Here is a 20,437-nt window from a genome sequence, read left to right as displayed (position 1 = left end):
GGAAAGGGCGCGGCGTTTGTGCGCACCAAGATGAGAAACGTGGTGACCGGCGGCGTCACCGAGACTTCCTTCAACCCCACCGCCAAGTTCGAGCAGGCGTTTGTGGAGCGCAAGGAGGCGGAGTACAGCTATCAGGACGGCGACCTGTACTACTTCATGGACCCCGAAACCTATGACACGGTTCCCCTGAACCGGGACGTGCTGGGCGATGGCTTCCGCTTTGTGAAGGAGAACACGGTGTGCAAGCTGCTGAGCTATAAGGGCAGCGTATTCTCCGTGGAGGTCCCCAACTTTATGGATCTGGTGGTCACCGAGACGGAGCCGGGACTGAAGGGCGACACCGCCACCAACGTGACCAAGCCCGCTACCGTGGAAACCGGCGCGGAGATCAAGGTGCCTCTGTTCATCAGCACCGGAGACAAAATTAACATCGACACCCGGACAGGCGAGTATCTCTCCCGCAGCAAGGACTAAAAGAGAACGCGCCTGAATCAAGAGGAGGATTCCTCTATAAAACAAAAACGAAGCAGGAAGAAAGGAGCGTGTACACGATGGAAATTACCGAGAGAGTCGCTTATCTGAAGGGGCTGGCTGAGGGCCTGGGCCTGGACACCGAATCCAAGGAGGGCAAGCTGATCACCATGATCATTGATATTCTGGACGATGTGGCCCTGGAGCTTCAGGACCATCAGGACCAGATTATCGAAATCTCTGAGGGCCTGGACGCTGTCAGCGACGACCTGGAGGACGTGGAAGAGATCGTCTACGAGGACGACGAGTTTGAGGATGACGACGAAGAAGACGACGATTCCGAGGACTGCTACGCCACCACCTGCCCCACCTGTGAGGAGACGGTCTACTTCGACGAGTCCATTCTGGAAGAGGGCGAAGTGGTCTGCCCCAACTGCGGGGAGAAGCTGGAATTTGATCTCACCGACATCGAGGAATGCGACTGCGGCGAGGATCACGAGGACTAAGCCATTTCACAAGCGTAAAAGCGGCGGCTCCTTCAGGAGCCGCCGCTTTTTTGTGATTATCGCTTGTCTCCGGGGCGAAACAGCAATGCCATCAGCGTGGCGAAGATCACGGCCGCGGCAATGCCGCCCGCCGTGGCGGTGAGTCCGCCGGTAAACACGCCCAGCCAGCCCTGTTCCGCCACTGCTTTTTCAACGCCTTTGGCCAAAGAAAAGCCAAAGCCCGTAAGGGGCACTGTGGCACCGGCTCCGCCCCAGTCGGCAATGGGTTTATAAACGCCCACTGCCCCCAGCAGCACGCCCGCCACCACATAGCCGGTGAGAATGCGGGCAGGGGTAAGCTTGGTTTTGTCAATGAGAATTTGCCCGATGGCGCAGAGAATGCCGCCGCAGATAAATGCTTTCAGATAGTCCATAAAAACCTCCAAACCGAGTTTTTCTCTCCCAGCTTTTCCATGTTTGCCCGAATTATGCAGAAGGCGGGCGGCAAGGAAGGAGAAGACCCGACTAGCGCTCTGTGCAGATACACACCGCGTGGCACACGCCGGGGATGGACTCCCCCTGAAAGCTGGAGGTGGGGGAGAGCAGCGCTCCGGTGGGCGCAAAGAGAATCCGCCGCCACTTTCCGGCCCGCAGTCCCGGCAGAAGATACCCGCACAGCACCGCCGCCGAGCAGCCGCAGCCGGAGGCTCCGGCGTGCATATCCTGTTTTTCCCGGTCGTAGAGCAGCATTCCGCAGTCGAGATAGTTTTTGCTCATATCCATGCCGTCCCGCTGAAAGAAGCCTCGGACGATGCTGTGGCCCAGCTCGCCCAAGTCGCCGGTAAGGATCAGGTCAAAGTCCGAGGGCTTTGTCTTTGTATCCTTGAAAAAAGCGGAGATGGTGTCGTAGGCCGCGGGGGCCATGGCCGCGCCCATGTTGTTCACATCGGTCACGCCCTTGTCCACGATTTTGCCGCAGGTGACATGGGTGACGAAGGGACCCTCTCCCTCCCGGCCCAGAATGCAACAGCCGGACGCGGTGGCGGTCCACTGCGCGGTGGGGGAACGCTGATTTCCGTATGGAACCGGCATACGATACTGCCTCTCCGCCGTGCAGAAATGGGAGGAAGTGACGGCAGCGGCCCGCTCGGCAAAGCCGCCGTCGATGCTCATGGCCGCCATGGCAAGAGATTCTCCCATAGTGGAGCAGGCGCCATACAGCCCGAAAAAGGGAATTTCAAACTCCCGCAGGCCAAAGGAGGTACCGATGCACTGATTTAAAAGGTCTCCGGCAAAAATATAATCCAAATCGCCTGCGTGTAGCTTTGCCTTGTCCAGCGCTGTCTGCACCGTTTTTTGCTGCATCCGGGACTCTGCCTTTTCCCAGGTCTTTTCCCCCAGAAACGAGTCCTCGCACAGCTCGTCGAAGCAGGCCGCCAGCGGTCCCTGTTTTTCCAGCTTTCCGCCGGTAGCGGCAAAGGAGAGGATGGACGGGGGAGAATCCAGTCGGACGGTCCGCCGTCCAACGCGTTTTTTGCTCATAAAAAACACCGCCTTGTGATGATTTTCCATAGGTTGCCCCACTTGGAGAAAAATTATAGCAAACACCTGTAAGAGCGGATTTTGTTATGGAACGATGAAGTGCGACGGAGAAACGATGCTAAATGAAAAAATGCCGTCGGGAGAAACTCTCCCGACGGCAAAGCCGCGTGTTAAAGAATTGAGGGTATCATCAAAATAGGGCGGGGATCGTTTCGCTCAGCCAACAAATCAGAATCGGCAGAAGACAAGCCGGAGTCATATTCATGACCTTGATTTTGGTGATGCCCAGCAGATTCAGCGACAGGGCGATAATCAGCAACGACCCCACGCAGGTCATCTCCGCCACGACCGCGTCCCCAAGCAATGGGGAAATCAAGGCCGCCAGCGCGGCAATGCTTCCCTGAAAGAGAAACACCGTGATGGCGGAAAACGCCACGCCCACTCCCAGAGAGGAAGCAAAAATAACGGCGCTGATGCCGTCCAGCAGGGCTTTTGCAAACAAGGTGGAATGGTCCCCCGTCAGCCCGTCTTGCAGCGCGCCCACAATTGCCATGGCGCCTACGCAGAACAAAAGGCTTGCGGTGACAAAGCCCTCCGACACGGAGGAGGACCCGCCCGGAATCAGATGCTCCGTTTTTTTCTGAACCCAATCGCCCAACGCGCGCATCTGCCGATCCAGATCCAGCAATTCCCCAAGTAGCGCGCCAAGCACCATGGAGAGAATGGCAATCAGCATGTTCTGCCCCTTCAGGGTCCCACTTATGCCAATATAGAGCACGCATAGAGCCACGCTTTTCATAACCATGTCCTGAAGCCGCTGCCCCAGTGCACCGCCCTCGGCCACGGGCAGGAGCGTGGCAATTCGTGTCAGGCCCAGCCCGACCACAGAGCCGGCCAGAATGGCAAGCGTGTTGACCGTCGTTCCGATCAGCATACCAATCCCTCCGTTTCCTTCAGCAGGCTGCGCACCACGGCGCTGCCCAGCAGCAGTCCGGCGGTGGCCGGGACCCATGGGTTGCTGGCGGGGACGCTGCGCCGCCCCGGCGGGGGAGCGTCCATTTGCCGAACGGAGGAAGCTGGTTCCTCCGGGCTGAACACCACCGGAAGATGACGGATACCCCGGTTTTTCAGCTCCCGGCGCATCACGCGGGCCAGAGGGCAGCCGGAAGTTTTTGAAATGTCATCAATTCGCAGCAGGGAGGGGTCCAGCTTGTTTCCGGTGCCCAGAGCCGAAATGAGAGGAATGTTGAGGCGCAGGGCGGTTTCCGCCAGATCCAGCTTGCAGGCCACAAGGGCGATGGCGTCCGCGATGTAATCGTACCGGCAGCCCTCGGGGAAAAACAGGCCTCGGTTTTCGGCATTGTACAAAGCGTGGACAGGATGAAGCTTCAGCGCGGGGTTGATATCCAGCAGGCGGGCGGTCATGGCCTCTGCCTTGGGCTGACCCACGGTGGAATGGAGGGCCTCTAGTTGGCGGTTCAGGTTCGTAAGAGACACGGCGTCGCTGTCTACCAGCGTCAGTTCGCCCACGCCGGAGCGGGCCAGACACTCCGCGGCATAGCTCCCCACCCCGCCAAGGCCCAGCAAAAGCACATGGGCGCGGGCAAGACGCGACTGCCCGTCCCGGCCCCAGAGCATTTCGTTGCGCAGAAATTGATCTTCCATAGCGTTTTCCTCTTATCTGTCTAAGCGTTCTTTTTAAAAAACACGGACCGGCGAAAGCCGGTCCGTGTTTCACGATGCAATTCAGCTCGCGGACACGTATTTGACGCCGCTGGCGGCCTCACCGGTATACCCGGCGATGACACCGTCGTACCATGTGCCAAAATCCTGATTCCGCAGGGCGCTGTCCGCCTGTACCTGCCAGTAGGGCAGGTTCTCGCCCACAAAGTACATGATGTGATAACCGTAATCGGTTTCCACCACGCCGGTGTCTCCGGCCTTACGGCTGGAATCGAAGCACCAGTCGTTGAAGGTGGGCACCATCTGGCCCTGATAAACCTGCTCGTACAAGCCGCCATTGGCCTGAGAGCCGCCGTCAACGGAGTTTTCCTTGGCAAGCTCGGCGAAGGAGTCCTCAGTAGCCGCGCCCGCCGTCCACTGGGCCAGAAGGTCCTCGGCCTTTGCCTTGGCGTCCTCTTTCAGCTTGGCCTGCTCTTCGTCATAGCCGTCCTCGCCCTGCGCGATCTTGCCGACTTCGGGCTGGAGAAGGATGTGACGCACGTTTACGGTCTTATAGTCCTGACGATAACGCTTACCGAAAGACACCACGTAATAGGCAGAGTTGTCCTCGTCGGCCAGAACGGCGGAGTCCCCGGCCTGACGGCCGCTGTCAAACAGCCAATCCATCAGAACGCCGGAGGAATAGGAACCGGCCTCGCCATTGGTATAGGACATCTTGTCGTTGTCCTTGGACAGATCGGACATGCTCTTTCCGGACTTGAAACCGGCGTACAGCTCGTCCGCGGACTGCTTGGCAGCTTTCAGCGCGGCGGCGCTCTCCTCCTCGGTGGGGTCCACGCTGTTTCCGTCGGCATCCGTGGTGGCATCGGCGGCGCCGCTGATACGGACACTCTGATAATCCACCACGTCATAGGAGTTCCGGTTGGCGGCGTATTCGGCCTCCAGCTCCTCGTCCGTATAGGTCAAGCCATCGTTATGGCTCTTGGAAAAGTCGCTGGCCAGAATCACACGCTTCATCTCGGCCTCGTAAACACTGCGGCTCATGGTTGCGCCGTAAATCTTCTGGAGATATTTGACCACGCTCAGGTTGGAAGCGGTGGCGGTGGATTCAAGAGACTCGTTATTGGAGTCAAACTCCGCCTGCATGGCGTCGTTCCAGACGTAGCCCTCTTCCTCCGCCTTGTCGTTCAGCGCGTAGATGGCAGACATCTGGTCAATCGCCTGACCGACAAAATAGTCGAACCAGGTCTGCGTCTCGTCGCCGGGATAGGGCTGAGAACGCAGGTCTTTGCTGGTGTCCAGCCCCATGTAGGAAATATACGCGCTGTTCTGCTGGACAAAGTTCTGATAGATATTTACGAAATAGTAGTTTAGCTGGGGTGCCTTCACGTCTGCCAGCACGGTCTTTTCTGCGGAAGAAGAGCCGCTGGCGGCGGGGTCCTCCGCCGAGGTAAGCTGGGTATACAGCGTGGCGGCGGTGGCGTTTTTCTGGATGATGTTGGATTTCCATACCAGTACGGCCACCACCAGAAGGGCGAACAGGATGGCAATGACGGCGTACATAATATTGCTGCGCCGGGCCTCCTTCTGCTGCTGCGCCTCCCGCGCGGTTCTGGAATGATTATCGTTTGCGCTCATTTTCGTTTCAGTCCTCTCAAAATCTTAAGTGAAGATGCGGAGAATCCCGCGAATACACACCGACATATTATATAGGATAAACTGCGAAACTGCAAGCAAAATTTCACGGACGGGCTTATCGGGAAATTTGCCGTCTGTCGGATTTCTCCAGTATAGTCGACGGGACTGAAAGGAACCTGAAAAAATTGCCGCCAAAAGACCCGACTTATGGTTGGAGGTTAAATAGGCGGTTGAGCAGAAACGAAAAGAAGCAATTTACTGCTAGTTACTTCCATTAGCTGCACTTCAAGTGCCCCAACATAATCCATATAAGCATACCGCCCTGCTGATTTCAAGGTCAGCAGGACGGTGTTTTTAGATGTAAATAAATTCAGCCGTTACCAGTTTACCGGTCATGGTTTGGCAGCAATACTAAACCATGCGAATTTTCGTAAATATCCCTATTTCTATTTAAAGGGTGCTATAACCGGCGGCGCTTTTCAAAGCGTATTTATCCTGCGGACCCGGCGGCGCGCAACGCGGCCACCTCGTCGCCTACCTGCAAAATATCGGGAAGACTGAGCTCCAGAATCAGCTCGTCCTGGCCGGGGGCGCGGACCACACGCCGGATGTAGGGGGAACGGGTCATAAGCTGATTGTGCGCGCCCACAGTCTCTTCCTCCACCGTTTCCACCGACAGCACCTCGTCCACCATCAGGCCAAGACTGGTCTCGCCGCTGAGCACCAGCACCATCTCGTGAAATTCACGGATGCGGAAAATCTCCTTGGCGTCCTCCAGCACACCGAGAACCTTTGGCATATAGTTGCCCCGGACCTCGGCCAACGTGGCCTGCTTGCAGTTGTCTATGGCTTCGCGGTTCCCCGCCGCGTCGCACTGCTCCACCCGCTGGGCCGTTTCGTGGAGCCTGCGATGAGGGTCCTCAATCCGGGCCAGATGAGAGGAAAGCTCCATGCTGTCGGTCTTAAAGCTGTCATACCATTTCCCAAGCTTGCATTTGTGGGGGTCTGTGGCCAATGAAAAGGGTTCCCCGGTTTCAATGGAGCGCTCCAGCGCGGAAACCCAGTTAATATGATCCTGCTTGCGCGCGTCCAGCATGGCGGTGAAGTCCTCAAATTCCTCCTGAAGGGATTGTAGCTTCAAAGCCGCCCGCAGATTGAACAGGGTGACGCTGCTGCCCCGGAGGGGAAAAATCCCGGAGATATAGGGCGGCGCGTCCGGCACGGGAGTGTATTTCGGAAGCTCCATAATGGTGGAGATATAGCGGCTGTCTGCGCAATACAGTCCTCCATTCAGCCGGAACAGGATGGAGGGGCTTTGCACGCTGTCTTCCGCTTGATAAATGCTCATGGCAAAGAATTCCTTTCCTATAAATATAATGAAGGGCCGCGCTCTTGAAAAATTACGAAGGAAAGCGTGCCCCAAAGCGGGCGCGGACGGCGCAGCCCGGCCTGGTTACATTGTGGTTATTGTATCACAAAATCCGCACAATGCAAACACAAGAATCCTGCTGGGAAAAGATTTTCCGGCTTCCTGCACCCAATCTTGACAAAATGGGGCCACGCGGTTATACTAATCTGGATTTATAAAATAGGAAAGTTGCGATGAGGAAAAGCAGTACTCGCGGACGGATGCAAAGAGAGGGGACGGACGGTGCAAGTCCCCGTGAAGTCGGCGGAGAAGTCGTTTCGGAGCATTGGCCTGAACAGGGAAGTAAGGTCAACGGGACCTCCCGTTACAGAGGCGGGCGCAAAGCGCCGGGAGAGTGCGGGAAATTCCCGAATTCAGGTGGTACCGCGGACTTTTGTTCGCCCTGAGCCGACAGGCTCGGGGCGATTTTTGTTTGGAGGGGTATATGGAGAAATTTGTATTCGACACGACCCAGGGCGCGGTGCTGGAGGCTGCGGAGGAAGCGGCGCTGATGGATTGGGTCCGGGTGCGGAGCAACGCGACGCGGGCCAGTGTTCCGGTGGGGGTGATGGCAGCGTGCTTCACGGTATATTCTCTTGTGCAGAGGAACTGGGAGGCGGCGCTGTTCACGGTTTTGCTGGCGCTGATCATCATCGGCTTTTTCTGGCTTCCCATGCAGCGGGGTAGGCGGTTTCGGCAGGGGGTCCGGGAGGCGCGGGCACGGTGGCTGGATTTGACCGACGCGGTGCGGGCAAGGCCCATGCGCTTTGTGTTCGAGGGAGACGACTGCCGAATGCTGGACGGAAAGGGCGAGGAAATCCGCCTGTGGAAAAGCATCCGCATGGGTGAGGTTCGGGAGAGCGACTTGATTTTTTGGATCCCGGCGGAGGACACCTCCGTTCTGCTGCATAAAAGCACCCTGACTGAGGGGACGGAAGAGGCGTTTCGCGGGTGGCTGAAAGCCCGCAGTAAGCGCTATCGCGTTTACCGCGTGACGGAGCGCCTGCGTCGGAGTATGGAGCGGGAATAAAGCTCCCGGGGCGTGAGCGTGCGCACCCTGTTTGAGTAAGCCTGTATTTGTATAGAATTCAGATATCTGAATATGAGGAGAGCAAACCATGAAAAAAGAACTGCCGAAGGTATATGAGCCGCAGCAGGTGGAGTCCCGCATCTACGAGAGCTGGATGGAGGGAAAGTGCTTCGCGGCGGAGCCGGATTCTGAAAAGGAACCGTTTTCCATTGTGATGCCGCCCCCCAACGTGACGGGTCAGCTTCATATGGGCCACGCGTTGGACGCGACCCTTCAGGACATCCTGACCCGCTTCAAGCGGATGCAGGGATATTCCGCCCTATGGATTCCCGGCGTGGACCACGCGGGCATCGCCACCCAGATCAAGGTGGAAGAGGAACTGCGGGAAAAAGAGGGCAAAACCCGGTACGACCTTGGCCGCGAGAAGTTTTTGGAGCGGGTCTGGGCCTGGAAAGAGAAGTACGGTGACCGCATCGTGGAGCAGCAGAAGAAAATGGGCGTTTCCTGCGACTGGGACCGCTCCCGCTTCACCATGGACGAAACCTGCGCCCGCGCGGTGCGGGAAACCTTCTGCGACCTCTATGAAAAGGACATGATTTATAAGGGGAGCCGCATCATCAACTGGTGCCCCCACTGCACCACTGCCCTGTCCGACGCGGAGGTGGAGTATGTGGATAAACCGGGCCACCTGTGGCACATCCGCTATCCTCTGGCGGACGGGTCCGGCGATCTGGTGGTGGCCACCACGCGGCCCGAAACCATGATGGGCGACACCGGCGTTGCCGTGAATCCGGAGGATGAGCGGTTCAAGCACCTGATCGGCAAAAACTGCATCCTGCCCATCATGAACCGGGAGATTCCCATTGTGGGGGACGAATACTGCGAAATCGGCTTCGGCACCGGTGCGGTGAAAATGACCCCCGCCCACGACCCCAACGACTTTGAAGTGGGTTTGCGGCACAATCTGGAGATTATCCGCTGCATCGCGGACGACGGAAAAATCAATGAAAACGGCGGCCCCTACAACGGAATGGACCGCTATGAGTGCCGAAAGGCCATTGTAAAGGACCTTGAAGAGCAGGGCTATCTGGTGAAGACCGAGGATTACAGCCATAACGTGGGCACCTGCTACCGCTGCCACAACGATGTGGAGCCGCTCATTTCCGCCCAGTGGTTCGTGAAGATGGAGCCGCTTGCGAAGGAAGCTCTGCGGGTGGTGCGGGACGGCGAGGTAAAGTTCGTTCCCGAGCGGTTCTCCAAGACATATATCAACTGGATGGAAAACGTGCACGACTGGTGCATTTCCCGCCAGCTCTGGTGGGGGCATCAGATTCCCGCGTGGTACTGCGACGAGTGCGGCCACATCAACGTGGGGAGGACGGACCCAGAGAAGTGCGAACATTGCGGCAGCACCCACCTGACACGGGACCCGGACGTGCTGGACACTTGGTTCTCCTCCGCCCTGTGGCCGTTCTCCACCATGGGCTGGCCCGAAAAGACGGCGGATTTGAACTACTGGTATCCTACCTCCGTGATGGTCACGGGATATGACATCATTTTCTTCTGGGTGGCCCGGATGATTTTCTCCGGCTGCGAGCAGATGAAGGAGATTCCCTTCCACACGGTTTTGATTCACGGTCTGGTCCGGGACGAAAAGGGACGGAAAATGTCCAAGTCTCTGGGCAACGGCATTGACCCGCTGGAAATGGCCCAGGTCTACGGCGCGGACGCGCTGCGCTTCAACCTTATCACCGGCAACAGCCCCGGAAACGACACTCGGTTTTACACCGAAAAGTGCGAGGCCATGCGGAACTTTGCAAATAAAATCTGGAATGCATCCCGCTTCGTGCAGATGAATCTTAGCATTGACCGCTGCGCCCTTCCTGCCAATCTGGAGCAGGAGGACAAGTGGGTTTTGACCAAGCTGAACGGGCTTGTCAGGGAAGTCACGGAGAATCTGGACGCTTTTGAAATCGGCGTAGCCTCCGCCAAGGTGTACGACTTCATCTGGGACACCTATTGCGACTGGTATATTGAGCTGACCAAAACCCGCATGAACGGTGACGACGCCCAGAGCCGCCTTGCGGCGGAAAATGTGCTGTGCTATGTGCTGATTCAGGTGCTGAAGCTGCTGCACCCCTTCATGCCCTTTATCACGGAGGAAATCTGGCAGTCCCTGCCCCGGGAGACGGGAGAAGAGGGAAGCTTCATCATGACCTCCCATTGGCCCGTGTATGACGAGGCGCTGAACTTCCCCGCCGAGACGGAGGCCATGGAGGCGGTGATGGACACTATCCGCGCCATCCGCGCCCGCCGTTCGGAGATGAACGTGCCCCCCTCCAAAAAGACGGAGCTTGCTTTGAAGACCGACGAGCCGGAGATTTTCCAGGACGCGGGGCACTTCATCACCCGCATGGCCTATGCCGAGCGCGTGACGGTTTCCGCCGCCGCACCGGAAACGCTGGATGGGCTGGTGAGCATCGTCACCCGCAAGGCCGTGGCCTATATTCCGCTGGCGGAGCTGGTGGATGTCGCGGAGGAGCTGGCCCGCATTGCCCGGGAGAAGGAAAAGGCGGTCAACGGTCTGCGCATCACCGAGGGCAAGCTGAAAAATGAAAAGTTTGTGGCAAACGCACCCGAGGCCGTGGTCAACGTGGAGCGAGAGAAGATTGCCAAGTACAAGGAGCTGATTGCCCGGCTGGAGGAATCGGAAAAGGCGATGGGTACTGCTAAGATGAATGTCGATAAGGAACCTTTAGGTGTCGATGTGGAAGCTTTGATGGAACTGCTTTAAAGGTAAGGCGATTCATGATGGACAAATAGGATTGAATGCTTTATTTTGTATCCGGGAGTGTTCGGTCTTCGCCGTTATGGAGAAACATTAAGAGGAACGGAGGCTGTCAGGCCTCTGTTCCTCCATTTTGTGCTACTGTCCCGGCAAAGCCTACGCTCTCCGAGGTTACTCTTGCAAACGCGAACATCTGTGCTACAATGAGGATAGAGGACCGCAGCCGCGCTTTGGCGCGGAGGAAGGGGGCGGCGCCGTGGAGCGGGTGATTTTACACTGCGATATGAACAGTTTTTACGCCTCGGTGGAGCTGCTGTCCCACCCTGAGCTGCGGGACGCGCCGGTGGCAGTGTGCGGCGACCCCACCTCCCGGCGGGGCATTGTGCTGGCAAAGAATGAAGCGGCGAAAAAATTCGGCGTGGTCACTGCGGAAACCATCTGGCAGGCGCGGAAAAAGTGCCCCGGGCTGGTGCTGCTGCCGCCCCATCACCATTTGTATCGGGAATATTCCGAACGGGTCAACGCCATTTACGAGGAGTACACAGATTTGGTGGAGCCTTTCAGCGTGGATGAAAGCTGGCTGGACGTGACCGGGTCCCTTCATCTGCTGGGCAGAGACGGGCGGGCCGTGGCGGACGGGATTCGCGCTAGAGTGGAAAAGGAGCTGGGACTGACCGTGTCCGTGGGCGTGAGCTTTAACAAGGTATTTGCAAAGCTAGGCAGCGATTACAAAAAACCAAATGCAACCACGGTGATTTCCCCTCAAAACTGGAAGGACTTTGTGTGGCCTCTGCCGGTGGAGTCGCTGCTGTTCGTGGGAAAAACCGCGCAGGCCACTCTGGCGCAGTTTGGCGTGCGGACCATCGGGCAGTTGGCGGCCATGAATGTGGGTCAACTGGAAACGCTGATGGGGAAAATGGGCCGTCAGCTCCACGAGTATGCCAATGGGCAGGAGCATGAGCCGGTGCGGCCCCGAAGCGAGCTGGAGCCGCCAAAATCCGTTGGCAGTGGGTCCACCTTTCAGCGGGATTTGACCTCCCGAAGGGAGGTAGGCGCGGCGCTGGCCCTGCTTTCCGACGAGGTGGCCATGCGGCTGCGCCGCTGTGGCATGTATGCCGGGGGTGTTGCGGTCACGCTGCGCACGCCGGATTTTCAGGATCGGTCCCGGCAAAAGCGCTTTTCCTCACCAACTCATCTGATGCGGGAGCTGGCGGACGGAGCCATGGAGCTGCTGGATACCTTTTGGAAGCCGCCCGCCCCCATCCGGATGCTCACCGTCACCGCCATCGCTCTGACGGAGGAGGCCGACGCCTATGAACAGACGGACCTGCTGGATACCGCGGCCCCCCGGCGGGAGAAGCAGGAGAAATTGGAATCTGCCATGGATAAAATTCGGGGAAAATACGGAATGGGTGCGGTGCGCTTCGGCGCGTCAAGTCCCGAAAAAAAGGAGGATACGCTGTCATGACGATTGCGGAAGAAAAGCAGGAACTGAGGCTGAAGGTACGGGCGCAGGAGCGGGCGCTTTCAGCCCGCTACAAGGAGGAGTCCGACGCGGCGATTGCGGACCGCGTCCGCGCGCTGCCGGATTATCTGGAGGCTCACACGGTTTTCAGCTTTTTCGGCACTAAGCGGGAGATCAATACCCGCTCCATTCTGGAGGACGCGCTGAAAGCGGGGAAGCGGCTGTGCCTGCCGCTTTGTACCGAGGTGCCGGGCATCATGGAGCTGCGGGTGGTAAATTCTCTGGACGATTTGGTTCCCGGCGTGTTCGGAATTTTGGAGCCGTCCAAAAGCTGCCCGATTCTGACGCCGGACGAGGTGGATTTCGCGGTGCTGCCGTGCCTGAGCTGCGGTCGGGCGGGCCGTCGGCTGGGTCAGGGCGGCGGGTATTACGACCGCTTTTTGACCGTTTACCGGGGCAGCGCGGTGCTGCTGTGCCGGGAGGAGCTGCTCCACGAGGACATTCCTGTTGAGCCGCACGACATGCCGGTTCCGTGGGTGGTGACGGAAAAGGGGCTGTACGAGGACGGCGTTCCCGCTCGGCTTGAGTGAGTTTTTGGATACGGAGTCAGCGCCGTTTATTTCCAATTTAAATGGAAAATAGTTTTAAACCGTCTTCACAAATGAAATTGCGTGTGCTAAAATGTAAAATGGCCGGATATTATGGTAGGCCATGTGAAAAATATGTTGACTAAAGCGTGTGGACAAATACACAATGATAAAGGAGACATTCAGATGGTGCACGAGACAATGGATTTTATTTCCAAGTTTGATCCCGAGGTTGGCGCTTCCATTAAAGAGGAGTTCGCCCGTGAGCGTCGGAACATTGAGCTGATTGCCAGCGAAAACGTGGTCAGCGAGGCGGTTATGGCGGCGATGGGCACCTGCCTGACCAACAAATACGCCGAGGGGTATCCCGGCCACCGATATTACGGCGGCTGCTACGCCGTGGACGTGACGGAGGAGATTGCCCGTAAGCGTGCTTGCGAGCTGTTTGGCTGCAATTATGCCAATGTTCAGCCCCACTCCGGGGCCAACGCCAATCTGGCCGCGTTTTTCGCGCTGGTCAAGCCCGGCGACACCGTGATGGGCATGAATCTGGCCCACGGTGGACACCTGAGCCACGGCAGCCCCGTGAACATCTCCGGCAAATATTTTAATATCATCCCCTATGGTCTGGACGAGGAGACGGAGCAGATCGATTATGACGCGCTCATCAAGCTGGCCGAGGAGCACAAGCCCAAGCTGATTGTGGCGGGCGCCTCTGCCTATCCCCGGTCGATCGACTTCAAGAAGTTCCGTGAGGCGGCGGACGCTGCGGGTGCGTATCTGATGGTGGACATGGCTCACATTGCGGGTCTGGTGGCCGCGGGCGAGCATGCCTCTCCCGTGCCCTATGCCGATGTGATTACTTCTACCACCCATAAGACCCTGCGGGGCCCCCGGGGCGGCCTGATCCTGTGCAACGACGAGGATATCTATAAGAAGATTAACTCCGCCGTGTTCCCCGGCACCCAGGGCGGCCCTCTGGAACACATCATCGCGGCAAAGGCCGTGAGCTTTGGCGAGGCGCTGCGTCCGGAGTTCAGAGAGTATCAGAAGCAGGTGGTGAAAAACGCCAAGGCACTTGCTGAGGGCCTCATTAAGGAGGGCTTCCGCCTTGTCTCCGGCGGAACGGACAATCACCTCATGCTGGTGGACGTGCGCAACTTCCACATTACCGGCAAGGAATTTGAGCATCGGCTGGACGAGGTGCAGATCACCGTCAATAAGAACGCCATCCCCAACGACCCGGAGAAGCCCTTTGTCACCTCCGGTATCCGCGTGGGTACCCCCGCTTCCACCTCCCGCGGTTTCAAGGAGCCGGAGATGGAGAAGATTGCCCATTGGATGGCTCTGACCGCCCGGGATTTCGAGGGCAGCGCCGAGCAGGTTCGTGCGGAGGTCAACGCCCTGTGCGAGGCGTTCCCCATCTATCAGTAAAAACGGCAAGGGCTGATGCCTGAACCATATGCGCCCCCGGCGGGACCACTGTCCCGCCGGGGGCGCGATTTCATATTTGAAAAAGAAATGTATTGTTTGCTTTATGGGCGGCTCACAGCCGCTGGGTCCACTCCGGCTCCTTAAAGCCCACCAGAACGAAGTCGTCTCCCACCAGAATGGGGCGTTTAACCAGCATTCCGTCGGTGGCAAGAAGCCGGAATTGCTCGTCCTCTGTCATGGAGGGCAGCTTTTTGGATAGCTCGAGCGCTTTGTATTGCAGACCGCTGGTGTTGAAAAAGCGTTTGAGAGGCAGGCCGCTTTTTGCGTGCCAAGTGCGCAGCTCGTCCTCCGTGGGATTTTCCGTTTTGATGTCCCGGAAGTCATAGGTGACGCCCCTCGTGTCCAGAAAGGTCCGCGCCTTTTGGCAGGTGGTGCATTTTGGATAGCAGACAAACAGCATATAAAATTCTCCTTCGTTGGTGATGGAACGTCTGAGGTATGGCGAAAGGTTCAGCGTTGCCGGTATTTCGCCGTGGATGAGATTCTCTTTCTCCTGTTTGGAGAGAGCTTTAATGCGGTATTCCAGCCGGGACGCTGCCGCTCTGCCGTCCGCTTCCCACGCAGCCGCAAAACGGACGGGCCGGCGGGCCGCCGTGTATTTCGCGCCGCCGGGAAGACTTCCCCCATGCTGGGCGAGACGACGGGCAAGGTCAGTGGTGATGCCGGTATAAAGGCTGCCGTCCCCGCAGCGCAGTATGTAGGTATAGTACGCCGTTCCTCTCGCCCCCTTGCATTTTTCCGTACCAGTATACCACAGCGTTCGAAAAATGCACAGCGCTTTGACAGATGGCAACTGCAAGCAAATTTTCCGCAAGGGAACCGCCTGTTTAAAAATGTGGCAAAGAGCATTGCCGGGTGTGAAAATGTTTGCTATACTGCATTGAAAGCATTGAATGAAAAGAAACGGCGCAGAATAAAATAAAGAAGGTGTTTTTATGGAGTTACAGGAAATCATGCGCCAGCGCGTTTTCGCTGTGGTGGGCAACACGCTGGATTCCGAGAAATATGCCTATAAAATCAAGCAGGGGATGATCGAGAAGGGCTACACGGTTTACGCCGTGGGCAAGGAGCTTCCCTCGCTGAACGACGTGCCGGAGGAAATCGACATCATCGACCTGTGCATTCATCCCGCAAAGGGACTGGAACTGATGCGGGAATGCAAAAAGGATTTCAAATGCATCGTGCTTCAGCCGGGGGCAGAAAGCGCGAAGCTGGTGGCCTATTTGGAGGAGAAGGGAATGCCTTATATCAACGGGTGTCTGTTGGTGGGGATGCGGCTATTCACCTGATTTCCGGTTTGCGAACCATCCGCCGACGTTCCTAAAATGTTCGCATTTTTGATGGAACGGCTAAATTTTATTTTTCCGGAAACCCTATGCAGGGGTGATGAAATGGGATTAACTTATACCGATATGTATGCAAACATTGGACCCGATCCGAAGGCGGCGGCATATTTTAACGACCTGCCTGAAGTGATTCAGGCGCAGATTCTGGCGAAGGACCCGCCGCCAAGCTCCTTGGACGCGCTGAAAAAGCTGGTCAAGGAGGCCGACTATATCTTCTGACCCGGGCCGCCTCGTTAAGAGGCGGCCATTTTTTGCGCGGCTTTGCTTCGCGGCAATTGACTGGAGGGAAAGGCGGGCCTTTTTGGAAAGCAAAGCTTCGCTCTGCAGCAAATAAACGGAGCCTCGCGGCCATGCCGCGAGGCTCCGTTTATTTATGCGATTCAGCCTGTTCCAAGAGGAACGACTTACTTCTTCCGGTGCTTGGGCAAATAGCCTTCTTTCCAGCTCCACACAAAGCCAATGGCGGCCAGTGCAATGCCGGAGAGCAGGAAGAAGAAGCTGGGGGCGGCGCCGCCGGTTTGAGGAAGTTTGCCGGGAATGCCGTCTTCCTCCCAGCCAGCGACCTCTGGTTCTTCGTCCAAAGCGGCGTCTTTGAGGGTGTAGGACTGCGCCGCGCCGCTGGCGGGCAGAGTTACAACCAGATCATCCTCAATCAACCAGTACCCGTCGGGTGCGGCTGTTTCGCGGACCGTATATTTCCCAATGGGAAGGTCGGTAAAGACAGCCAGACCGTTGCTGTTTGTGGTTCCCCTTGCAAAAACGCTGCCGTCTGCGGCGTACAGGGTGAACTCCGCGCCAGCCAGAGGTTCACGGTCCGAATTGACCTTCATAAGCCGAATGGAACCCAGAACGGAAGAGGGGACCGCAGGCTTTGCCTCGTTGACCACGGTCAGAGAACGGGTTTCATCCTTGACAAGGGTCACGGTCTGATTACCGGCCGCACGGACGTAGCCGCTGGGAACGCGGGTTTCCGCCACGGTGTACTGTCCGGCGGGGAGATTTTCAAAGGACACCTTTCCGTTCAGTCCGGTTGTGCCGGTTGCAACGGCGTTGCCATCCTTATCGTAGAGCGTGAATTCCGCGCCGGAGAGGGGATTTCCGTCCGGGTTGGTCTTCAAAATGAGAATTGCTCCCGCGTCCGCAGCAGCTTTTTTGTTGACCACGGTGAAGCTGCGGATGGTGGCGCTGGTGGTCGTGACTCTCAACTCCTCGCTGCTCAGCACATAGCCGTCCGGGGCCTTTGTCTCGCGGATGGTGAAGCTGCTGTAAGGCGCCAAGCCGGTAAATTCCACCAGCCCGTTGGAACCGGAAGTTGCGCTGGCAATCGCCTTGCCTGTGGAGTCATAGAGGGTGAATTCCGCGCCTGCCAGAGGCTTGCCATCCTCATCCTTCTTCATAACCGACGCTTTTCCGGAGGAAGGGGAGGAGGGGGCGGGGGCGTTTTTAAGAGCGGGGGCCACCGTTACGCTGCCATTTGTATCCCAATAGACAGTGGGCAGCAGTGCCGTTTGGTCAGTGTTCCACCGGACCTCTGCTTTAAGCTGCTTATCGGTGGACTGATAACCGGAGGGCGGGGTGATTTCCTTGATGGTGTACGTTTCACCCGGCGCGTTCACCGGAACATTTTTGAATGTCACCACGCCGTTGACGGAGGTGGCGGTTGCGGTGTAGACACCGGTGACGGGGTCAATGCTGCCGCCGGTTATGGAGGCGGGGAAGCCCGCGGCGGCCTGCCCCTGAATCTGGAAGGTGCCGCCGTTGATCTTTGCGGTGGCGGAGTCAGTGCTTTCCTTTGCGAAGGACACATCCGCCACGGCTGCGAGGTTGACCACTTCGGGCAGGGTGGCGGTGGCATCGATGCCCTGCGAGTCAAAGAGCGGAGCACCGGTAAAGCCGGAATTGTCATACAGCCGGACCCGCAGTCCTGTGGTGGGGCCTGTCGTCTTATAGCTAACATCCACCCAGAAGACGGGGGTGGTGCCGGGGTTGGCATTAGGATTCAGATATCCGGCGGGGATCGTCTCATAAATCGCGTATTTCCCATAAGGAACGCCGGAGAAAGCCACCTTTCCGGAAACAGAATCGGGGTTCTGAACAGAGCCAACCTGCGCTCCGCCTGAGAAGTTTTTCAGGATAAACTGCGCGGCGGGCAGAGGGCCGATTCCCCTGTTGGGATTTACCAAATTGTTGTCGGTGCGCAGCTTGTAGAAGGCGATATCGGGATTCACGTCGTTGTTGGTGGGCGTGGCGTTGTTTTTCAGGGACGGGGGAGTGGATACAGCGGCGTAGGTAACGCCGTCCGTCGAGTAAGTGGCTTCCGCTTTGGTGTAGCCGCTGCCCGGCTTGTAATCGACCTTGACGTAAATCTTATCAAAGGTTTTTTCGTGATTGGCGGGTGGGGTGATTTCCTGAATGTAGTAGTCGCCAAACTCCACGCCGGTGAACTTCACCTGCCCCATGTCAGGGGCGCCGGCGGCCTGCACTCGTTGCACTTCGCTGTCGTCGGCTCTGTTATACAGCCCGAACCAGCCGCCGGAAAGGGCTTCGTTCGCCTCGCCGATTTTCTTGATTTCCACATCGGACTTTGCAAGCTCGTTGGTAATGCGCACGATATTCAGAGCCTGATCCGTTTTGCTGATGGGGTTTCCGTTGTTGACCGTGTGGATTCTGTCGGCGGTATTGGCGGGCAGGAGATAGCCGTGGGGCGGCTTTGTTTCTTGAACCTTGAAGACCCATGCGGGCAGGTTGTTGAAAAGAGCTTCTCCGCTGGTATCGGTTCTCCGCGCAACATCGCGCAGAGTCTTTCCTCCTGTACCCTCGTTGAATTCGGTTTCGTTCTTTTTAACATGGCCGTTTGCACTGTTCAGGAGAGCAAATTCCGCGCCGGACAGATCCGTGGACGCGGTGGAGCCGGGGTTAGACGGCGCGATATCCGCCGATTTTTCAACAGTGATATAATTGGAGTACATGCCGCCGATGGCGGAGGCCTCCGTCACATTGATATTGGTGACTTCCTTCCCGTCCTTCATCGTGGAGTCTTCCAGCTCAATTTTATTGGTGATGCCGTTGGTGGTTTCGTTCTTTTTCAGTGCGGTGTCAAATTGCAGGAGATAGGTTTCGGAAGTGTTTTTGGGGAGGTAAACGGTAAGAACGTGATTTCCTCCGTCGCCGGTATTGGTGTAGGTGTAATACGCGTCCGTTTCCGCCGGGTCCTCCGCGTCCAGCTTTTTTACGGAAACAAGGGTTTTTGCGCCGGTCTGATTTCCGTCTTTGTCCACGTTGATTTTGTATAGCTGAATGGAGTTGTCTCCCAGCACCGGCTGCCGCTCGTCAAGGGTGCCTTCCGGCCGGTCAATCAGCTCAATTTTGGCGTGCAGGGTGTCCGTAACCTTGCCGTTTGTCAGAGGAACCTTGGAGGGGTTAATGACCGCTTCCCACGAAATGATTTCGTCACTGATGCCGATGGTTTTCTTGGAGATCATGGGATTTTTACCCGTTACGGTGTAGGTGTCCGATTCGGAGCCACCCCCGAGATTCGTCCAATTCAACGTTGCTGTATTGGGAAACTTGTGCTGCTTATTCGCATCCCAGAAGTCGCTGCCGTCTCCGATTTTCTTCAGGTATTCGTCCGTCACTCTGGTCCAGAAGGTGACGGTGAACTGGGCGGAGGTGGAGGTGGGCAGGGTAATATAAAAGCCCTTGTTCTGGTCGCCGGGTGCGGTGAGGTTGGGGTGCGCCTCGCGCTTGGTTCCGTCCAGCTCGGTGGGAGACGAAAGGCTTACGCCATAAATCAGCTCCGTTTTGGCGGATTTCGTACTGCCGGTCATGGCCTGAATTTCAAACTTGTGCGTGGAATCGACCCACAGTTCAAGGCCCTCCGGCAGCTCGTCGGAAATAGTTGCGTTCGTCAGGGGAAGCTGGTTGCGGTTGGCCACCACGGTCCACATGATAGAGCGGTCGGCCACATTGTAGCTGGAGCCACTTTTGTTCAGCATTTCGAGGTTGAATTTCTTCTCGGCAGAGGCTTCGCTGGAGTTGCTGCCGTTGAGCCACAGTGACGTGTTGTTGACGAACGCCTCGGTTGCGGTCGTATTGGGCACAATGGGGTGGCCATTGCCCTTGTACAGCCGTTCAAGGCCACCATCGGTCACATAGGTGTAGTATTCTATAATGTAACTGTCCGTGCAGTTGGGGGTGGCGGGGAGCGCAAGCTCAAACTCACGTTTATTGGCATTGCTGACGGTGAGGGTCGTCGTACCGTTGGCCTGTGGGTCGGTGACAATGGAGGGGAAGCCGGTATACGTGCCGATGGTGGTGACAACTCCGCCTGTGGTCTGACTTTTCACGGTCAATTTATGGTTGGCGCCGTCTATAATCAGCTCGTGCCCGTCCTGAATGAAATCCTTGACAATGGGGGCCGTCAGCTTCACATGGTTGCTGTTGACTGTGGTGGACCACTTGATGTAACGACTGCTTTCGCCCACGAAGTTGGCCGGGTTG

The 20,437-nt window shown here is 57.2% G+C and carries 17 protein-coding genes, 1 pseudogene and 1 other annotated feature; of the genes and pseudogenes, 9 read left to right on the top strand and 9 right to left on the bottom strand.

Going from position 1 to position 20,437, the window contains the following annotated elements; translation table 11 throughout:
• Both efp and RTK01_RS10225 read left to right on the top strand, forming a co-directional pair.
• On the top strand, positions 1–474 hold a 474-nt coding region (gene efp / locus RTK01_RS10230), incomplete at its 5' end, for an elongation factor P (RefSeq protein ID WP_312280865.1).
• A gap of 77 nt (positions 475–551) precedes the next feature.
• Entirely contained in the window at positions 552–977 is a 426-nt protein-coding gene (locus RTK01_RS10225; protein WP_294856794.1) for a CD1247 N-terminal domain-containing protein, read from the top strand.
• 56 nt (positions 978–1,033) lie between these two features.
• Here RTK01_RS10225 and spoVAE read toward each other — a convergent pair whose 3' ends face one another.
• The 6 genes from spoVAE to RTK01_RS10195 all read right to left on the bottom strand — a co-directional run bounded on the left by spoVAE (position 1,034) and on the right by RTK01_RS10195 (position 7,167).
• Complete coding sequence (gene spoVAE, locus RTK01_RS10220; RefSeq protein ID WP_312280864.1) at positions 1,034–1,390, bottom strand: stage V sporulation protein AE; 357 nt, start codon at positions 1,388–1,390, stop codon at positions 1,034–1,036.
• Between the two features lie 91 nt (positions 1,391–1,481).
• A complete protein-coding gene (gene spoVAD / locus RTK01_RS10215) occupies positions 1,482–2,498 on the bottom strand; it encodes a stage V sporulation protein AD (protein ID WP_312280863.1) in 1,017 nt (338 codons plus the stop codon).
• Between the two features lie 190 nt (positions 2,499–2,688).
• Positions 2,689–3,432 carry a DUF554 domain-containing protein gene (locus RTK01_RS10210; RefSeq protein WP_312280862.1) on the bottom strand — a complete coding sequence of 248 codons (744 nt, stop codon included), beginning with the start codon at positions 3,430–3,432 and terminating at the stop codon, positions 2,689–2,691.
• Positions 3,426–4,163: a tRNA threonylcarbamoyladenosine dehydratase gene (locus tag RTK01_RS10205; RefSeq protein WP_312280861.1), complete on the bottom strand. Its 738-nt coding sequence runs from the start codon at positions 4,161–4,163 to the stop codon at positions 3,426–3,428. The genes RTK01_RS10210 and RTK01_RS10205 overlap by 7 nt, the downstream gene beginning before the upstream one ends.
• An 81-nt stretch (positions 4,164–4,244) precedes the next feature.
• Positions 4,245–5,819, bottom strand: a complete 1,575-nt coding sequence (locus RTK01_RS10200; protein ID WP_312280860.1) for a peptidylprolyl isomerase — start codon at positions 5,817–5,819, stop codon at positions 4,245–4,247.
• 490 nt (positions 5,820–6,309) lie between these two features.
• Positions 6,310–7,167: a chemotaxis protein CheW gene (locus RTK01_RS10195; RefSeq protein ID WP_312280859.1), complete on the bottom strand. Its 858-nt coding sequence runs from the start codon at positions 7,165–7,167 to the stop codon at positions 6,310–6,312.
• A gap of 245 nt (positions 7,168–7,412) precedes the next feature.
• Positions 7,413–7,636 (top strand) — a binding site (T-box leader).
• Positions 7,637–7,672: 36 nt separating this feature from the next.
• Between RTK01_RS10195 and RTK01_RS10190 the strand changes: the two genes are divergently transcribed.
• The 5 genes from RTK01_RS10190 to glyA all read left to right on the top strand — a co-directional run bounded on the left by RTK01_RS10190 (position 7,673) and on the right by glyA (position 14,531).
• Positions 7,673–8,257, top strand: a complete 585-nt coding sequence (locus RTK01_RS10190; protein ID WP_312280858.1) for a hypothetical protein — start codon at positions 7,673–7,675, stop codon at positions 8,255–8,257.
• Between the two features lie 88 nt (positions 8,258–8,345).
• Positions 8,346–11,051: a valine--tRNA ligase gene (locus RTK01_RS10185; RefSeq protein WP_312280857.1), complete on the top strand. Its 2,706-nt coding sequence runs from the start codon at positions 8,346–8,348 to the stop codon at positions 11,049–11,051.
• Positions 11,052–11,301: 250 nt separating this feature from the next.
• A complete protein-coding gene (gene dinB, locus RTK01_RS10180; protein ID WP_312280856.1) occupies positions 11,302–12,513 on the top strand; it encodes a DNA polymerase IV in 1,212 nt (403 codons plus the stop codon).
• Positions 12,510–13,100: a 5-formyltetrahydrofolate cyclo-ligase gene (locus RTK01_RS10175; RefSeq protein ID WP_312280855.1), complete on the top strand. Its 591-nt coding sequence runs from the start codon at positions 12,510–12,512 to the stop codon at positions 13,098–13,100. The genes dinB and RTK01_RS10175 overlap by 4 nt, the downstream gene beginning before the upstream one ends.
• 183 nt (positions 13,101–13,283) lie before the next feature.
• Positions 13,284–14,531, top strand: a complete 1,248-nt coding sequence (gene glyA / locus RTK01_RS10170; protein ID WP_312280854.1) for a serine hydroxymethyltransferase — start codon at positions 13,284–13,286, stop codon at positions 14,529–14,531.
• Between the two features lie 112 nt (positions 14,532–14,643).
• Here the strand turns inward: glyA and RTK01_RS10165 are convergent, their stop codons facing one another.
• Together RTK01_RS10165 and RTK01_RS10160 are read right to left on the bottom strand one after the other, a co-directional pair.
• Positions 14,644–14,991 carry an arsenate reductase family protein gene (locus RTK01_RS10165; protein ID WP_312280866.1) on the bottom strand — a complete coding sequence of 116 codons (348 nt, stop codon included), beginning with the start codon at positions 14,989–14,991 and terminating at the stop codon, positions 14,644–14,646.
• A 93-nt stretch (positions 14,992–15,084) separates the two neighbouring features.
• Positions 15,085–15,546, bottom strand: a pseudogene (locus tag RTK01_RS10160) (GIY-YIG nuclease family protein); the annotation flags it as partial.
• On the opposite strand from RTK01_RS10160, the gene RTK01_RS10155 reads away from it, so the two are divergent.
• Complete coding sequence (locus tag RTK01_RS10155; RefSeq protein ID WP_312280853.1) at positions 15,527–15,880, top strand: CoA-binding protein; 354 nt, start codon at positions 15,527–15,529, stop codon at positions 15,878–15,880. The pseudogene RTK01_RS10160 and the gene RTK01_RS10155 overlap by 20 nt on opposite strands.
• 102 nt (positions 15,881–15,982) lie before the next feature.
• Positions 15,983–16,156 (top strand): hypothetical protein, encoded by a 174-nt coding sequence (locus RTK01_RS10150; RefSeq protein WP_312280852.1) that lies wholly within the window; start codon positions 15,983–15,985, stop codon positions 16,154–16,156.
• A gap of 185 nt (positions 16,157–16,341) precedes the next feature.
• On the opposite strand, the gene RTK01_RS10145 is transcribed toward RTK01_RS10150, so the two are convergent.
• Positions 16,342–20,437 (bottom strand): SpaA isopeptide-forming pilin-related protein (locus tag RTK01_RS10145; protein WP_312280851.1); only part of this gene is annotated, 4,096 nt, incomplete at its 5' end.

Origin of the sequence: Oscillibacter sp. (assembly GCF_031978065.1) — a bacterium.
GTDB lineage: Bacteria > Bacillota > Clostridia > Oscillospirales > Oscillospiraceae > Oscillibacter.
Note: the sequence above shows the minus strand (reverse complement) of the source record. Positions and strands in the feature narration are given on the sequence as shown.

Excerpts from the sequence above, each read along its gene's own strand:
- RTK01_RS10175 (WP_312280855.1), top strand. The coding sequence starts at position 12,510 with ATGACGATTGCGGAAGAAAAGCAGGAACTGAGGCTGAAGGTACGGGCG.
- RTK01_RS10195 (WP_312280859.1), bottom strand. The coding sequence starts at position 7,167 with ATGAGCATTTATCAAGCGGAAGACAGCGTGCAAAGCCCCTCCATCCTG.
- spoVAD (WP_312280863.1), bottom strand. The coding sequence starts at position 2,498 with ATGAGCAAAAAACGCGTTGGACGGCGGACCGTCCGACTGGATTCTCCC.
- RTK01_RS10155 (WP_312280853.1), top strand. The coding sequence starts at position 15,527 with ATGGAGTTACAGGAAATCATGCGCCAGCGCGTTTTCGCTGTGGTGGGC.
- RTK01_RS10205 (WP_312280861.1), bottom strand. The coding sequence starts at position 4,163 with ATGGAAGATCAATTTCTGCGCAACGAAATGCTCTGGGGCCGGGACGGG.
- RTK01_RS10165 (WP_312280866.1), bottom strand. The coding sequence starts at position 14,991 with ATGCTGTTTGTCTGCTATCCAAAATGCACCACCTGCCAAAAGGCGCGG.
- RTK01_RS10190 (WP_312280858.1), top strand. The coding sequence starts at position 7,673 with ATGGAGAAATTTGTATTCGACACGACCCAGGGCGCGGTGCTGGAGGCT.
- RTK01_RS10200 (WP_312280860.1), bottom strand. The coding sequence starts at position 5,819 with ATGAGCGCAAACGATAATCATTCCAGAACCGCGCGGGAGGCGCAGCAG.
- RTK01_RS10185 (WP_312280857.1), top strand. The coding sequence starts at position 8,346 with ATGAAAAAAGAACTGCCGAAGGTATATGAGCCGCAGCAGGTGGAGTCC.
- RTK01_RS10225 (WP_294856794.1), top strand. The coding sequence starts at position 552 with ATGGAAATTACCGAGAGAGTCGCTTATCTGAAGGGGCTGGCTGAGGGC.
- RTK01_RS10150 (WP_312280852.1), top strand. The coding sequence starts at position 15,983 with ATGGGATTAACTTATACCGATATGTATGCAAACATTGGACCCGATCCG.
- RTK01_RS10210 (WP_312280862.1), bottom strand. The coding sequence starts at position 3,432 with ATGCTGATCGGAACGACGGTCAACACGCTTGCCATTCTGGCCGGCTCT.
- spoVAE (WP_312280864.1), bottom strand. The coding sequence starts at position 1,390 with ATGGACTATCTGAAAGCATTTATCTGCGGCGGCATTCTCTGCGCCATC.
- glyA (WP_312280854.1), top strand. The coding sequence starts at position 13,284 with ATGGTGCACGAGACAATGGATTTTATTTCCAAGTTTGATCCCGAGGTT.